Origin of the sequence: Mesorhizobium sp. CA12 (genome assembly GCF_020165255.1) — a bacterium.
In the GTDB taxonomy this organism is placed as follows: Bacteria; Pseudomonadota; Alphaproteobacteria; order Rhizobiales; family Rhizobiaceae; genus Mesorhizobium.
Genome location: NZ_JAIUHT010000011.1, coordinates 150,505 through 166,531, shown reverse-complemented (window position 1 = coordinate 166,531; position 16,027 = coordinate 150,505). Strand labels below are relative to the sequence as shown.

The window sequence follows — 16,027 nt, the reverse complement described above, 5'->3', positions numbered from 1 at the left end:
TATTCGTTGGCTCGCATCACACTGAGACAATTGCTCGACCATGCTGCCGAACATGGCTATGGCGTGCCTGCCTTCAACATGAACAATATGGAACAGGGCCTCGCCATCATGGAGGCGGCGGAGGAGACCAAATCGCCGGTCATCCTGCAGGCCAGCCGCGGCGCGCGCGCCTATGCCAATGACGTGGTGCTGGCCAAGCTGATCGACGCGCTGGTCGAGATCCATCCCGACATCCCGGTCTGCATGCATCTCGACCACGGCAACAACGAAGCGACCTGCGTCACCGCGATCCAGTACGGCTTCACCTCGGTGATGATGGACGGCTCCCTGAAGGAGGACGGCAAGTCGCCGGCCGACTACGCCTATAATTCCGGCATCACGCGCCGTGTCGTCGACATGTCGCATTGGGGCGGCGTTTCGGTGGAAGGCGAGATCGGCGTGCTCGGCTCACTGGAGAGCGGCGGCGGCGAGCAGGAAGACGGCCACGGCGTCGAGGGCGCGATCAGCCATGACCAGCTTTTGACCGATCCGGTGCAGGCCGAGCAGTTCGTGCGCGACACGCATGTCGACGCGCTGGCCGTCGCCATGGGCACCAGCCACGGCGCCTACAAATTCTCGCGCAAGCCGGATGGCGCGGTGCTGGCGATGAACGTGATCGAGGAGATCCACCGCCGCCTGCCCAACATGCATCTGGTCATGCACGGCTCGTCCTCGGTACCCGAGGAACTCCAGGAGATCATCAACAAATATGGCGGCCAGATGAAGCCGACCTGGGGCGTGCCGGTGGAAGAGATCCAGCGCGGCATCAAGCATGGCGTGCGCAAGATCAACATCGACACCGACAACCGGATGGCGCTGACCGGCGCGATCCGCAAAGTGCTGAGCGAGAACCCCAGCGAGTTCGATCCGCGCAAATATCTGACGCCGGCTATGGCGGCGATGAAGAAGCTCTGCAAGGAGCGCTTCGAGCAGTTCGGCACCGCCGGCAACGCCTCGAAGATCAAGCCGATCCCGCTGGCCGACATGGCCAAGCGCTACAAGTCGGGCAGCCTCGACCCGAAATTCGGCTAAGCCAACTTTCCCGCGGCCGGTTTTCGGCCGGTCGCGGTAGCCGGCCCTGCCCCGCCTCAGCATCCGCGTGGCGGAACTTCATGCCGGCCAAACCGGTTCCTGCTCTGACGCCTCCCGTGCCCGCTCACAGGGAAGGAGACAACCATGAGCAAGGACCGCGACAGCGAAGGTCCGGTGTTTTCCGGGCAGGACGCGCGACAGGGCGAAATCATCCTGCGCACGCGCACCCGTCGCATCATCTTCATCGCTGGGCTGGTCGGCATCGTCGTGCTGGCGCTGGTGCTGAGCATTGCCGTCCGGTGAGGCGATTCGCGCATGATGGAGTAGCGGCCAGGGAACCATCGGCGGCCAAGCCTAGTTGAGCATTCCAGACGCAACGGAGGGCGCGCTTAGGCTGCCCCGACGGACCATGCTCACGCCGCTTTGCTGCGACATGCCGCTTCATCCGACATGGCCGGACCTCGTCGCGCGGCTGCTGGTCACGGTGCTTGCAGGCTTCCTCATTGGCCTGAACCGCCAGGCCCGCGGTCATTCCGCCGGGTTGCGGACGACCATCCTGGTCGGCCTTGCGGCCTGCGTCGCAATGGTCCAGGCCAACATGCTGCTCGGTGTCTCGGGCAAAGGACCGGACTCCTTCGTGCGCATGGATGTGATGCGTCTTGCGCTCGGCGTGCTCACCGGTGTCGGCTTCATCGGCGGCGGCGCTATCTTGCGGCGCGGCGATCTGGTCACCGGCGTCACCACCGCCGCCACGATGTGGATCATGACCATGATCGGCCTTGCCTTCGGCGGCGGTCAGTACGGCCTCGGCGCGATCGCAACCGTGCTGACGCTGGTGACACTGCAGGCGCTGAAATGGGTCGACCTCAAGATCCGGCGCGATCACAAGGCAATCCTTTCGGTCTCCTGGCCGAAAAACGCGCCGCCCGACCTCCAGGAAATGGTGCGGCCGCTTGGCTACAGTGCCCGCTTCGTCGGCATGGAGCACGACGCAGACCGTGAGCGCTTTGTTTATTCCTTCAACATTCTGTGGAAGCAGCCCGACGCTATTCCACCTTCGACCGACGTGCTGACGCTTGTCGGCGAGCATTGCGCGGTCGAGCGCTTCGAGGTGATCAGCGAGAAGCCGTTCTAGTGTCGTAACGGAGGATGCTTGAAATCGTCCCGGACATGAAACTTTCCCGCCCGCAGATGGTTCTGGGAAAGATGGTACTTGTCCATGATCGGTAGGCATTGATGGCCGAACTTTCTCTGACGCGCGGCCGGATGGTCGATGTCCAGATCGCCCAGCGTGGAATTCATGACCGCCGGGTTCTGGAGGCCATGCGGGAGGTTCCACGCGAGGTCTTTGTCGACCCCGATTTCGAGGAATTCGCCTATGAGGACACCCCTCTGCCGATCGGCAAGGGTCAGACGATCTCGCAACCCTTCATGGTCGCCTACATGATCGAAGCCGCCGAGATCGATCCTGGCGACCGCGTTCTCGAGGTCGGCACAGGTTCGGGCTACGCGGCGGCAGTGATGAGTCGTGTTGCAGCCCGCGTCTACACGATAGAGCGCCATGCGATGCTCGCCGAAATCGCCCGGCAGCGGTTCGAACGCCTCGGTTACGACAATATCGAGGTTCGCGCCGGCGACGGCACCAAGGGATGGAGCGACGCCGCTCCGTTCGATGCCATATTGGTGGCCGCAGCCGGTCCCGGCGCGCCGCTGGCGCTTCAGGAACAGCTCGATGTCGGTGGCCGTCTGGTGATCCCCGTCGGCAAGGAGGTCGACGACCAGCGGCTGCTGAAGGTCACCCGAACCGGCGCAACGACCTACGAGGAGGAAGACCTCGGTGGCGTGCAGTTCGTTCCGCTCATCGGCGAACAAGGCTGGGCGGAACGGCCTCGATATGGAGCCGATCGACCGGCTGTGGTCACGCCGCAGCCGCGCGAAAGAAGCCTGCCGGAGATGATCGCGGCCGCCGCCGAGCCGCTGCGGGATTTCGAAGACCCGGCCTTCGGCGATCTGTTCGACCGCTTCGCGGACCGGCGTGTTGTCCTTCTCGGCGAGGCCAGTCACGGCACCTCCGAATTCTACAAGGCGCGCGGCGCGATCACGCGTCGGCTCATCGAAAAGCATGGCTTCAGCATCGTCGCGGTTGAAGCGGACTGGCCGGATGCTGCGGCCATTGACCGCCATGTACGCCATCGGCCGCCGCGCGCGGCCGCAGAGCCGCCGTTCCAGCGCTTTCCCACATGGATGTGGCGCAACACCGATGTCGACGCATTCGTCGGCTGGATGCGGGATCACAATGGAGACCTCGACGATGTAAACCGCCGGGCCGGCTTTTACGGTCTCGACATCTACAATATGAGCGCGTCGATTGCGGCCGTCCTGCGCTATCTCGACCAGGTCGATCCGGAAGCCGCCGCCGCTGCGCGGCAACGCTATGGCTGCCTGACCCCGTGGCAGAAAGAGCCTTCCACATACGGGCGCGCCGTGCTCACCGCCGGCTATCGCAAATGCGAACAAGCCGTGCTGGAGCAATGTCAGGAGCTGCTTGCAAGACAGCTCGACTACGCTCGACAGGACGGCGCCGACTTTCTCGATGCTACGCAGAACGCAAGGCTGATCGCAGCCGCTGAACGCTACTATCGCATCATGTATTACGGCGGGGCGGAATCCTGGAATCTCCGCGACACGCACATGTTCGAGACGCTAGAGCATCTACTCGAGGCGCGCGGCTCGGAGTCAAAGGCCGTCGTCTGGGCCCACAACTCGCATATCGGCGATGCCCGTTTCACCGAGATGGGAACGATCAGGCAGGAGTTGAACATCGGCCAGCTCTGCCGCGAGCGCTTCGGCGACCAAGTGACGCTGATCGGCTTCGGCACCCATTCCGGAACCGTGGCCGCCGCTTCCGATTGGGACGATCCGATGCAGGTCATGCGGGTGCGCCCTTCGCATGCGGACAGCTACGAACGGCTCTGCCACGACAGCGGGGTGTCGCGGTTCCTGCTCGATATGGACCGCGACGCCGCACTGAGACATCGCCTGCTGGAGCGGCGGCTGGAGCGCTTCATCGGCGTGATCTACAGGCCGGAAACCGAACTGCGCAGCCACTATGCCGATGCCTCGCTGCCGAGGCAGTTCGACGCCTTCGTCTGGTTCGACAAGACGAAAGCGGTGACGCCGCTTGGGCCGGAGCATGCCAGGACCGGTGTACCCGAAACCTATCCGTTCGGACTTTAACGAAGTCGGAGTTTCGAAACGGAGCGGCGGCCAAACGCGCTCGGAACATTCGCTTCGGCCAATCAGTTCCTCATCCAGCAAATCTTGGAAGGAGCCTGCCATGAGCACCAAGCATCTCAAATCGCGCAAACCGAGCGACGCCGATCTGGAAAACAATCCAGGCATCGGAACGTCAAAGGGCAGCATCAAGGAAGGCGATGATCTCGAGCTCGGCGAGAACACGACCGAAGGCGACGTCGAGAACGACACAACGGCCAGCGGCGGCATCAATCCGCGGCAAAAAATGCGCACGAACAAATAGAGTCTAAAGCCAGGCGCGTGCCTCACGCATCCGTTTTTGGCTCTTCCGCGTCGGCGCGAACGAGCTTGATGTCGGCCCCTGCCGCCCAGGCGCCGATGTCCTCGCGGCGCAGCGCCGCCGCCATCATGTCGGGGAAGTGATCCGGCGTGCAGGCAAAGACCGGAATGCCCAGCGCCGCGACCGAGCCGGCCATGGAAGGGTCGTAGCCGGGGCGGCCCTGGTCGGTAAGCGCGAGCAGCACGACCACGTTGACGCCCGACCGCACCAGCGTCGCCAGCCTTTGCAGAAGCTCCTTGCCGTTGCCGCCCTCGTAGAGATCGGTGATCAAGATGAAATGCGCCTTGGCCGGCCGCTCGATACGCTCGGCACAATAGGCGACGGCCTGGTTGATATCGGTGCCGCCGCCGAGCTGGACGCCGAACAGCACCTCAACCGGATCGCTGAGCTCTTCCGTCAGATCGACGATGGCGGTGTCGAAACATACGAGCTTGGTGCGCACGACCGGCAGTGACGCCATCACGGCGGCAAAAATCGAGGCGTAGATGACCGAGCTTGCCATCGAGCCGGACTGGTCAACGCAGAGCGTTACCTCGTCGAGATCGACCAGCCGCCGCTGGCGGCGCATGAAGCCGACCAGCTTTTCCGGCACGACGGTCTTGTGGTCCGGCTGGTAGTGGCGAAGGTTCGCCGTAATAGTGCGCGGCCAGTCTATGTCGCGCTGGCGCGGGCGGTTGGTGCGCCGCGACTTATCGAGCGCGCCACGGATCGCCTCCGCGGTCTTCTGCTCCAGACGTTGCATCAGCTTCGCGACAATATCGGTAATGATCGAGCGCGCGATGTCCTTGGTCTTGTCCGGCATTGCCGAGCGCAGCGAGATCAGGTCGGCGACGAGATTGACGTCGGCCTCGATCGCCTTGAGGAATTCCGGCTCCATCAGCATCTGCTTCAGGTTCAGCCGCTCGAAGGCGTCCTTCTGCACGACCTGCACGACCTGCTCGGGGAAGAAGGAGCGGATGTCGCCCATCCATTGAGCGACGCGCGGCGCCGAGCGGCCAAGCCCGCCACGCCGCTTACGCGGATCGCCGGCGGTGTCGCCGCTGCCGTCGCCATAGAGCGCGTCGAGCGCCGCAGACAGCCGCCGATCCTCGGCCGAGAGCGCCGACGATGTTTCCTCGTCGGCGCCGATCGCCAGCCGCCAGCGACGCTCCCGATTGTCCAGCGTCTGATCGAGCTCCGGCCCAGTCGCTTCGTCAGCCATGGCGGGGCTCCCCTGCGAGCAGCTTTCCAAGAAGGGCAAAATGCCGGCGCCAAGCCTCGCCGCCGTCCGGTGCCGGCGTCAGCCCCTTGGGCAGGCTCGCTCTCTTGCCAAGCACGGCCTCGATCAGGCGCCGGCGTTCCATGCTGTCGAGGTTGGAAAAGACGCGGCGCAGCAGCGGCAGATGCGCCACGAAAGCTTCCTCTTCGAGCGAGGCCAACCAGGCATCGACGGCGCCGCGCAGGCCCTCGTCGTAGATCAGCCTCTGGCCGGCACCGCTGAAAAAGCCTTCGAAGAATGCCGCGGCATCGGCAACGGGCGTCCCCGGCGACAGACGCTTTGCGAGCAGATTAGCGGTCGCCTCGGCGGAGAGCCGGCCGTGCTCGTAGAGCAGATGCGCGGCGCAGCCGGCGACGAGCGCCGTCGAGCGCGATGAATCGAGCACGGCAGCCAGACCGTTGCGCCAGGCCTCCAGGACATGCTCGTCCGGTTCGACCAGCCTGATCGCCTCGTCGGCCTTGCGCAACGCGGCCATCAAGGCCGCGGCGGCCTGCGCGTCGAGGTCGCGCGCCGCATAAGGCAGCGCGATCGATCCTTCGATGATCAACCGTTCCAAGAGGCCGGCGAGGCGTTCGGTCTCGGTTTTGCGCGCCTCGCCGTAGCGGATGATGTCGGCCAGCGGCGGCACCGAGGCCAGCAGCTCCAGGCACTCGCTGCTGTGTGCCGCCTTTTCCTCCAGCGCCGCGAGCCCGGCGGCGGACGCCTCGCTCAGCCCCGCCGTGATCGCGTTTTGCACCAGTGTGGCAAGCGTATCCAGTGTCGCGGCCGCGCCGATCATCTGGATCAGGCGGCCATTGGCGGCCTTCTCGATGGTCGGTCCATAGACCAGGTTCTCGACCAGGCGAACCGCATATTCCGGTTGCCAGGCCAACATCCAGCGCTCGCGGAACGTGCCGCGACTGCGGCCGACATCCGTCAGCCTGCCCCAGTTGACGCCAAGCACATTCAGCCGGTGCAGCAATGTCGAGCGGAAGAGCCCGCTCTCGCTGCGCAGGTCTACGGAAAGTTCCCGCTCAAGGGCCTCGGGCTTCAGCCGGGCCGCCTTCTGGTTGCGCTGCAGATCATCGATCAGTGGGGCAAGCGGCGTGTCGGGTGGAATCTCGCCGACATCGGCGCCGAGCAGCAGCTCGGCCTCGACCATCTTCCACAGCAAAGCCTCGCCGTTGAAGAGCGCTGAGACCGAGGCGTCGCGCAATTCCTCGAAGCCGGGCTTCGGCCTGTCGCGGATGGCGGCGAGCGCGCGAGCCAAGCGTTCTGCCTCGATCAGAGAGGCCGTGGAAACCATATGGCCCTTACCCCTGAGCACCGCGGCGATCCGCGCCAGCCAAAGGACCGAAGCATCATCGCGCCCGCGCGTCGCCCACAGATGCTTGCACCAGCCGGGAGCGACGACGCCGGCGCCATAGCCATAGCCCAGCGCCAGGCGCGGTCCGGTCCATGGCGCGAAGGTCATCGTGGTCTTGCGTCGGCCGATGCCCTTGAGCAGCGCCTGGTCGCTCTTTTGCGTGTGCGCCGCTTGCAGGGCGGGTACATGCCAGGCGCCGCAGACGACGGCCAACGGTCCATCGAATTCCTTTCGCGCGGCGGCGATCTCGAGACGCATATGCGCCTCGCGCATCGCCTCAAAGTTGCCGATCGCGCCCTCGCCGTCGCGCAGCGTCGTCATCGCGTCGGCAATGGCCGCGAAGATCGGGCCGGGTGCAGGATTCTGCTCGATGATATCCGACCACCAGCTCTCGCCGTCCTCGTAGCCGGCGGCGCGCGCCAGGGTGCCGATCGGATCTCGGATGCGTTCGGCCTCCTCGCCCTGCTCTTCCGTCGCCTCCGCTTCGGCCCCATCGGCGTCCGTCGCACTTTCAGCCGCCTTCTCGGCCAGCCGCGCCGCCGACGGCAGGTCGATGACGCGAAGCGCCGCTTTGTTGGCTACGGCCCACAGCGCCGCTTGGTACTCGGGCGAGAATTCGGCAAAGGGCCAGAAGCTCGTTGCCGCGGGATCATCTTCGGGATAGCAGAGCAGCGCCACCGGCGGCTTCATGTCGGGGCTGGCGAGCAGCGGCAGCAGCGGCGTGGCATCCACCGGCCCCTCGATCAGCACGGCGACGGGCCGCAATTCCTGCAACGCCTTGACCAGGCTCTCGGCGGAGCCCGGCCCGTGATGGCGAATGCCGAAATAGCTGATGCCGCCCTCAGTCATCGCTCAGATGGCCGCGTTGAGCGCCGCGTAATAGCCGGCATAGTCCGGCCGCTTCTTGAGCACCGTCTCCAGATATTCCTCCAGCACCACCTTGTCTTGCACCGGATCCTTGACGATGGCGCCGACAAGGCTCGAGGCAAGGCCCGCGGCGTGAAGCTTGCCGTCGTCGAACCAGGCCGCCTGGCTGAGGCCGCCGACCATTGTGGCGATCGCCTCGGCAGTGGACAGCGAGCCCGACGGCGTCTTCAGCGTCACCTTGCCGTCGGCGGTCGCGCCCGAGCGCAGCTCACGGAAGATGGTGAGCACGCGGGCGATCTCCTCGCCGACATTCTTCGGCACCGGCAGGTCAAGCCCACCGGCCATCTCGCCGACGCGCCGGGAGACGATGGAGACTTCCTCGTTCATGTCCTCAGGCAAGGGCAGCACCACGACATTGAAGCGACGCTTCAGCGCCGAAGAGAGCTCGTTGACGCCCTTGTCGCGGTTGTTGGCCGTGGCGATGATGTTGAAGCCGCGCTGCGCATAAATCGAAGCGTTCAATTCCGGCACCGGCATCATCTTTTCCGAGAGCACGGTGATCAGCGTGTCCTGGACGTCGGAGCCCATGCGCGTCAACTCTTCCAGGCGACAGAGCTTGCCGTCCTGCATGGCGCGGTAGAGCGGGGTCGGCACCAGCGCCTCCCGGCTCGGGCCCTTGGCCAGCAGCTGGGCATAGTTCCAGCCATAGCGGATCTGGTTTTCGTCGGTGCCGGCGGTGCATTGCACGACCAGCGTCGAGTTTCCCATGATGGCGCCGGCGAGATGTTCCGACACCCAGGATTTCGCCGTCCCGGGAACGCCGAGCAGAAGCAGCGCCCGGTCGGTAGCCAAAGTGGCGACCGCCGTTTCCATCAATTGCCGGCGGCCGACATATTTCGGCGAAATCACCGTGCCGTCGCTGGTCTTGCCGCCCATCAGATAGGTGAGCACTGCTTTGGGCGACAGGCTCCAGCCGGCAGGCTTCTGACGGTCGTCGCCGCGCGCCAGCGCCTGCAGTTCCGACGCATAGATTTCTTCGACCGGAAGGCGGATGGCTGCGTTCATGCGATCGTCTCCAGCTTGATCATCTGTGGGATTGATTCTCGGCAAGCGCCGCGTTGAGCCGCAGCAGACCGAGCGATGGGGATGCGGGCGGCAAGCCTGCGGCAACGACCTCGCCGATCAATTTTTCCGCCGTCGCCGCCGTGGCGAGAAAACCGATAGTTTCGAGATACTGCTCGGCGCTTCGTTTCATGATGTCGTTGTCACCCGAGACGGCGGCACGCAGCGCCGAAAGCGTCTTGCCGCGTGTGAGGTCGCCCCATTCCAGCCAGCCTGCTTCCGCGCCTTCGACTAGGGTGAGCGCGGCCAGATTTTGCGCGTCATTCAGGATCTGCCTGATCAGGAGACGTTTCCTGCCGCCGTCCAAACGCAACATGAGCTGGAGGACGAGAAGCGCCAACCTGCCGCCGGCGGCGACGAGCAGGTCCGCCAAACAAGCCACCGCCGCATCGCCGCCGGACGCCGAGACCATTCGAACGAGAAAGAGGTCGGCATTATCATCGACGCCAAACTGCCATGCCGCAATGAAATCGGGCTCCGCCTTGCCGAAGCGGGCGACGAGATCGCCGAAATAACAAGACGCGAACAACTCGGCGCGACGTGCCTGTTGCGCGGGCGACTTGATTTTTATCGGCGCATAGGTGGTGCGGCGCCGGATGAAGCCGGACTTGCCTTCCTCGATGAAAGCGGCGAGCTCGGCTATCGGATTTTCCAGCCCGCCATCAGTTGGATTGCCACGTTCGCCCAATCTTGCCAGGAGCCGGCCGGCCGTTTCGCGCACTTTGCCTGAGCGATCGGCGGACAAGCTCTTCAGAAACGGAACGTCATCGGCACCAAGGCCGAAACGCATGAGTTCGACAAGTGGAAGCCTGACCTCCGCCGGTTCGCTTGCCCCTTTGGTCTCGATGAGAGCCCGCGCCAAGGCAGGCCTGGTGCGCCGTAAATCAATCAAGGCAATACGGCGCGCGGCGGGATAGAAATCGTCCCAGGTCTCCGCCGTCAGTTGCTCGCGGCCGGACCGTTTTTCGCCTTCGGCGCCTGCCTGCCAGTCGATCCAAGGCGCATAGACTTCCGGACTGTCCTGATCCGTCGCAGCGGGCATCCAGTCCATCGGATGCAGCACGAAGCCTCGGCTGGCGACGAGCGTGGCCACGCGGGTCTTGAGCCTCGCATCGGCTGCATATTTCAATGCGGCACGCAGCGACGGCCGCAGCCGTTCAGGAAGCATCGGCAAGGCCAGCACCGGCAGTGGCGGACGGCGTTTCAAGGTTTTCGGCGCCGCCGGGCGAAGCGCGACATCCAGCGCCTGCGCGGCAATGGCCAGCAGCCGCCGCTCCTGCTCGTCCGGGTTGGCCGCCGCCACGACTTCCTTCCATTCGGCGGGAGCCAATTCGAAAGCAGCGCCGCCGGAAATCCAGCCGTCGCGCAGCCTCGCCAGCCCTGCCTGATCGAGCTCGTTCACGACAGGTCGAGCCTCCCCATGCTGCTTTGCGAAGCCAGAAGCTCGAGCCTCGCGCCATTCCAGAGCGCGGCCGTCGCCGCGAGGTCGAGACCGAGCAAGGTTTGATTGACCGAACCCGCGACAGGCAAGGCGATGCCATGCGGATCGTTCGCCGCCTGCCACCAGGCGCCGTCCCTTTCGTCCAGCGCGATCGCGCCGGCCGGCAGGATGAGCGGGCAATCGGACAGCCAAGGCGTTTTGTCCTGGAATACGGAATAAGCGGCGAGCGGATCGGCCTCGGCGCCGCCGGCGAACGCCGGCCATGCGCCAGGCGACGCGTCGCCCAGCCGCTCCGCGATCAGCGCCCTGAGCGGATTGCGGGATGGGTAGAACACCAGCCTCGCCTTGAAGCGGTCCCCGGCGGCAAAAGCGCCGGAGCGCCGCCCCGCTGATGCCGGGAAGAAATCGAGCAGGAGTGCAAATCGTGGAGTTGGACTCCCGAGATCGAGCAACCAGGTGGCGTGGCTCACAAGGCCGTCGCGCCGCGTCTCGATCTTTTCGCCAAGCACCTCCCAGTCACTCTCGACCCGGACGGCATCGGGGTCGGCGAGGATCTGGTCGCGCGTCTCCGACGTCGAGACCAGGCGCTTCAATTCGGCATCGTCGGGCGCGGCACGCCAGGCCTTGCCGAGCAGCACCAGCTTGCCGAGCTCGCGGATCGCGGCATCCGGGCGCTCCTCGCCACGCAGCGCCATCAGCCGCGCCGGCAACTCGTCGATGCGCCCGGCGAGCGTCGTCGCCTTCAGATCGACAAGACGCGCCGCGATGCGGCGGCAGCGTTCACTGCTGGCGTTGACAAAACCGGCGAGACCGAGCCGAAGCTGGTCGGCGATCCATTGGTCGAGCTCATCGAGCGCCGCAGAAACCGCGCTGCGCGTGTCCTCGGCCCGTTTGCGCTGCGCGGCCTCGCGGCGTTCGGCGGCAGCAGCGTCCTCAACAGGAGCGGTCTCTTCCGGCCGCGATGCCTCGTCGATGCTTTTGCCTTCCGCGCGCGCGGGCGCTTGCGCCGGCGGCTGTCCTGGCTTGCGGCGCCGGCCGAGCCAGTCGTTCACCCAGTCGGGCGTCTGGTCGACACGCGCGAAGCTGTCGGGCGCCGTGGCACCGATCCACGCCAACGCCAGTATGTGCTTGCACGGAAATTTTCGCGACGGACACGTGCATTTTGCGCCGTGATCGGAGGTGTCGAATGCGACCCGGTACGGGTTGGATCCTGAGCCCTGGCATTCGCCCCAGATGAGCGGAAGCTGTTCATGTGCTTCAAGCCTGGGCCAGTTCGACCGCTTGGTTAGCTTGGCCGCGGCGCCAAGCGAAGCCTGATCGGGGGCCAATGCCTCGATTGTCTTCAAATCCAGCTGCAAGCCGCGCGCCTCTCACCACCCCGAAGCAATGACGTCGCAACGATTGATAGCCGTTTGCGGCGCGCCGGTGTAGCTCCAGCCGCCGTAAAATTTGAGAACCTGTCTAACGTTCCGTTGCTCTCCTGACAGTGCCGGTCAGTCACTTGTGAACATCGTTCAATTTTCCGCTTGAACGTCGTTCACGATGTGCTATAGTGCATTCGTGAACAGCGTTCAAGGCAATGTATCCGGCCTGAAACAGACCGGCGCCGATCCGGCTTAACGCTGAAACGAAAGGATCATATCGATGCTCGCCGACAGCCAAGCCCGCAAACAGTCAAGCGCCTGGAAAGCCTGGAGGCCGATCATGAACGACGGATTCCAGGCGCCAAGAACAAGAAACAAATGGATTGGATTGAATCGCAGTAACGAAGTTTAACGGCTTCCCGATAAACAAGGCTCAAACCGCGCAAGTGTCCGCTCAGTCCAATCGGATTGCCAGCCGGCCTTGCCCAATGGAAATTGCCATGAACACCCATCTGATGATGTCGCGGCGCTTCGCGCCTCTCTTCTGGACGCAATTCCTCTCAGCCTTCAACGACAATTTCCTGAAGAACACGCTGGTGTTCCTCATTCTCTTCACGCTAGCCAAGGACCAGGCCGCGTCGCTGGTGACGCTGGCGGGGGCTGTCTTCATGGCGCCCTTCCTGCTGCTGTCGGCGCTTGGCGGCGAGATCGCCGACCGCTTCGACAAGGCGCTGATCGCGCGGCGGCTGAAGTTCACCGAGATCGCCGCGGCCGCCGTCGCCGTCGCCGGCATCGCGCTGTCCTCGATCCCGGTGCTGATGACGGCGCTGTTGATGTTCGGCACCATCTCGGCGCTGTTCGGGCCGATCAAATACGGCATCCTGCCGGATCATCTCGAGCGCAAGGAACTGCCAAAGGCCAATGCCTGGATCGAGTCGGCCACGTTCGCAGCGATCCTCGGCGGCACCATCGCCGGCGGCGTCGTCTCCGCCGATGGTATCGGCGTTTGGGTGTTCGGACCGATCATGATGGCGCTGGCCGTCGGCTGCTGGTTCGTCAGCCGCTATATACCGTCCACCGGTTCGGCCGCGCCCAATCTTGCCATCGACAAGAACATCTTCCGCTCGACCTGGCGGCAGGTCGCCGACTTGCGCACCGACACGCGCATCTGGCGTGCCGGCCTGATGACCTCCTGGTTCTGGCTGGTCGGCGCCATCGTGCTTTCGATCCTGCCGACGCTGATCAAGGATTCGCTCGGCGGCAACGAGATCGCCGTCACCGCCTATCTCGCCGTGTTCGCCGTCTCGATCGCCATCGGCTCGGCCATCGCCGCCTGGATGTCGCAAGGACGAATGGTGCTGCTGCCGGCGCCGGTCGGCACGGCGCTGCTGGCGCTGTTCGGCCTGCATCTTGCCTGGACCATCGGCAGCATGCAGCCTTCGCCCAAGGCCGAGACGCTTGCCGCCTTCTTCGCCGGGCCTAACACCATCCGCGTCGCCATCGACCTCGCCGGCATGGCCATTGCCGCCGCCTTCCTGGTGGTGCCGACCTTCGCCGCCGTGCAGGCCTGGTCGCCGGAAGCGCGCCGCGCCCGCATCGTGGCCGCGGTCAGCATCGTCAATGCGGGCTTCATGACCGTCGGCGGCATTCTCGTCGCGGCCATCCAGGCTGCGGGCGTCTCGATCGCGGGCATCCTGTTCGGCCTCGTCGCGGCCAACGCCCTCGCCGCCTGGCTGATGCTGAAATATCTGCCGACCAACCCCTTCCGCGACTTCGTCTCTATCCTCTTCCGCGCCTTCCTGCGCTTGGAGATCGAGGGCATCGAAAACCTCAAGGCGGCCGGTAAGGCGCCGATCCTGGCCCTCAACCATGTCAGCTTCCTCGACGGTCCGCTGGCGCTGACCCTGACCGACGAGGAACCAGTCTTCGCCATCGACTACACGATCGCCCAGGCCTGGTGGATGAAGCCGTTCATGAAGCTTGCTCGCGCTTTGCCGCTCAATCCGGCGAAGCCGATGTCGACCCGCACGCTGATAAAGATCGTGCAGGGCGGCGACCCGCTGGTCATCTTCCCGGAAGGCCGCATCACTGTCACCGGCGGCCTGATGAAGGTCTATGACGGCGCGGCCATGGTGGCCGACAAGACCAGCTCGATGGTGGTGCCGGTGCGCATCGAGGGGCTGGAGAAGAGCTACTTCTCGCGACTGACCTCGCAGCATGTGCGCCATCGCCTGTTCCCGAAGGTCAAGGTGACCATCCTGGAACCGGTGAAGCTCGAAGTCGCGCAGGAACTGAAGGGCCGCCAGCGCCGCGCCGCGGCCGGTTCCGCGCTCTACCAGGTGATGTCGGACCTGGTCTTCCGCACCCAGGACATCGGCAAGACGGTGCTGGAGAAGATCATCGAGACCGCCAACGAGCGCGGCATGAAGGAGCTCGCCGTGCAGGATCCGGTTACCGGGTCGCTGAGCTACGGCAAGCTGCTGGCGGCCGCTGCGGTGCTCGGCGAGAAGTTCGAGCATCTCTATGCCGGCCAGCAGACATTGGGCATCATGCTGCCCAACGCCAACGGCGCCTGCGCGGCACTTCTCGGCGTGATGTCGGCCGGCAAGGTTCCGGCAATGATCAACTTCACCGCCGGTGCAGCGAACATCCTGTCGGCCTGCAAGGCGGCCGAGGTGCGCACCGTGCTCACCTCCCGCGCCTTCGTCGAACAGGCAAAGCTCGGGCCGGTCGTCGAGGAGATCGGCCGCTCGGTCGACATCGTCTGGCTCGACGACCTGCGGGCCACGATCGGCCTCAAGGACAAGCTACTCGGCCTGTTGCGCAAGACGACGCCGCGGGTGGCGCGCAAAGCGGACGATCCGGCAGCGATCCTGTTCACCTCGGGCTCGGAAGGCACGCCCAAGGGCGTGGTGCTCACCCATCGCAACATCCTGGCCAATGCCGCCCAGGCCGCCTCGCGCATCGACTTCCATTCGGGCGACAAGGTGTTCAACGTGCTGCCGATCTTCCACTCCTTCGGCATGACGGCGGGCACGGTGCTGCCGCTGATCTCCGGCGTGCCGGTCTATTTCTACCCCTCGCCGCTGCACTACCGCATCGTGCCGGAACTGATCTACGGGTCGAACGCGACGATCATCTTCGGCACCGACACGTTCCTCTCCGGCTATGCCCGCACGGCGCACCCTTACGACTTCCGCTCGGTGCGCTACTGCTTCGCGGGCGCCGAGCCGGTCAAGGCCGCCACGCGCACGACCTATATGGAGAAGTTCGGCCTGCGCATCCTGGAGGGCTATGGCGTGACCGAAACCGCGCCGGTGATCGCCATCAACACGCCGATGTACAACAAATCGGGCAGCGTCGGTAAGATCATGCCCGGCATGGAGTACCGTCTCGAGCCGGTGCCCGGCGTCGACGAAGGCGGGCGCCTTTTCGTGCGCGGCCCCAACGTCATGGCCGGCTATCTGCGCGCCGAGAATCCTGGCGTGATCGAGCAGCTGGAAAACGGCTGGCACGACACCGGCGATGTCGTCACCGTCGACGATGCGGGCTTCATCTCGATCCGTGGCCGCGCCAAGCGTTTCGCCAAGATCGGTGGCGAGATGGTTTCGCTTGCCGCGGTGGAGGCGCTGGCGGGCGAATTGTGGAAAGGCTCGCTGTCGGCCGTCGCCACGCTGCCGGACGCGCGCAAGGGCGAGAAGCTGATCCTGATCACGGAAGCGTCCGGCGCCACCCGCGCCGAGTTCCTCGCCTTCGCCAAGGCCAACGGCGCCATGGACCTGATGGTGCCGGCCGAAGTGCGTGTCGTGGCGAAAGTGCCGGTGCTCGGTTCCGGCAAGCTCGACTTCGCCGGCGTGACCAGGATGGTGCGCGGCGAGGAGGACCTGAAGGTCAAGGCCGCCTGACCCGCGCATGCGAACAGGCCGGCAACAAGCTCCGGCCTGTTCATTGCCAATCGCTGGCG

At 65.0% G+C, this 16,027-nt stretch carries 11 protein-coding genes; 6 read left to right on the top strand and 5 right to left on the bottom strand.

What is annotated here, in order from left to right:
• Window positions 1–6: 6 nt before the first annotated feature.
• The 5 genes from fba to LB520_RS19410 all read left to right on the top strand — a co-directional run bounded on the left by fba (window position 7) and on the right by LB520_RS19410 (window position 4,609).
• Window positions 7–1,071 carry a class II fructose-bisphosphate aldolase gene (gene fba / locus LB520_RS19430; protein WP_224638529.1) on the top strand — a complete coding sequence of 355 codons (1,065 nt, stop codon included), beginning with the start codon at window positions 7–9 and terminating at the stop codon, window positions 1,069–1,071.
• Between the two features lie 144 nt (window positions 1,072–1,215).
• Entirely contained in the window at window positions 1,216–1,374 is a 159-nt protein-coding gene (locus LB520_RS19425; protein ID WP_140634712.1) for a peptide ABC transporter permease, read from the top strand.
• A 106-nt stretch (window positions 1,375–1,480) separates the two neighbouring features.
• A complete protein-coding gene (locus tag LB520_RS19420) occupies window positions 1,481–2,206 on the top strand; it encodes an MgtC/SapB family protein (RefSeq protein WP_224638528.1) in 726 nt (241 codons plus the stop codon).
• A 101-nt stretch (window positions 2,207–2,307) separates the two neighbouring features.
• Window positions 2,308–4,308, top strand: a complete 2,001-nt coding sequence (locus tag LB520_RS19415; protein WP_224638527.1) for a protein-L-isoaspartate(D-aspartate) O-methyltransferase — start codon at window positions 2,308–2,310, stop codon at window positions 4,306–4,308.
• 100 nt (window positions 4,309–4,408) lie between these two features.
• Window positions 4,409–4,609, top strand: a complete 201-nt coding sequence (locus LB520_RS19410) for a hypothetical protein (protein ID WP_095768799.1) — start codon at window positions 4,409–4,411, stop codon at window positions 4,607–4,609.
• 22 nt (window positions 4,610–4,631) lie between these two features.
• Here the strand turns inward: LB520_RS19410 and LB520_RS19405 are convergent, their stop codons facing one another.
• The 5 genes from LB520_RS19405 to LB520_RS19385 all read right to left on the bottom strand — a co-directional run bounded on the left by LB520_RS19405 (window position 4,632) and on the right by LB520_RS19385 (window position 12,027).
• The gene (locus tag LB520_RS19405) at window positions 4,632–5,867 is read right to left on the bottom strand and encodes a VWA domain-containing protein (RefSeq protein WP_224638526.1); all 1,236 of its coding nucleotides are present in this window, start codon (window positions 5,865–5,867) and stop codon (window positions 4,632–4,634) included.
• Complete coding sequence (locus tag LB520_RS19400; RefSeq protein ID WP_224638525.1) at window positions 5,860–8,118, bottom strand: DUF5682 family protein; 2,259 nt, start codon at window positions 8,116–8,118, stop codon at window positions 5,860–5,862. The genes LB520_RS19405 and LB520_RS19400 overlap by 8 nt, the downstream gene beginning before the upstream one ends.
• Before the next feature lie 3 nt (window positions 8,119–8,121).
• Window positions 8,122–9,201, bottom strand: a complete 1,080-nt coding sequence (locus tag LB520_RS19395) for an ATP-binding protein (RefSeq protein WP_224638524.1) — start codon at window positions 9,199–9,201, stop codon at window positions 8,122–8,124.
• A gap of 19 nt (window positions 9,202–9,220) precedes the next feature.
• Window positions 9,221–10,561, bottom strand: a complete 1,341-nt coding sequence (locus tag LB520_RS19390) for a DUF5691 domain-containing protein (RefSeq protein ID WP_224638523.1) — start codon at window positions 10,559–10,561, stop codon at window positions 9,221–9,223.
• A gap of 95 nt (window positions 10,562–10,656) precedes the next feature.
• Window positions 10,657–12,027, bottom strand: a complete 1,371-nt coding sequence (locus tag LB520_RS19385) for an SWIM zinc finger family protein (RefSeq protein ID WP_224638555.1) — start codon at window positions 12,025–12,027, stop codon at window positions 10,657–10,659.
• A gap of 536 nt (window positions 12,028–12,563) precedes the next feature.
• Between LB520_RS19385 and LB520_RS19380 the strand changes: the two genes are divergently transcribed.
• Window positions 12,564–15,968, top strand: coding sequence for an acyl-[ACP]--phospholipid O-acyltransferase (locus LB520_RS19380; RefSeq protein WP_224638522.1), 3,405 nt, complete (start codon window positions 12,564–12,566; stop codon window positions 15,966–15,968).
• Window positions 15,969–16,027 lie beyond the last annotated feature (59 nt).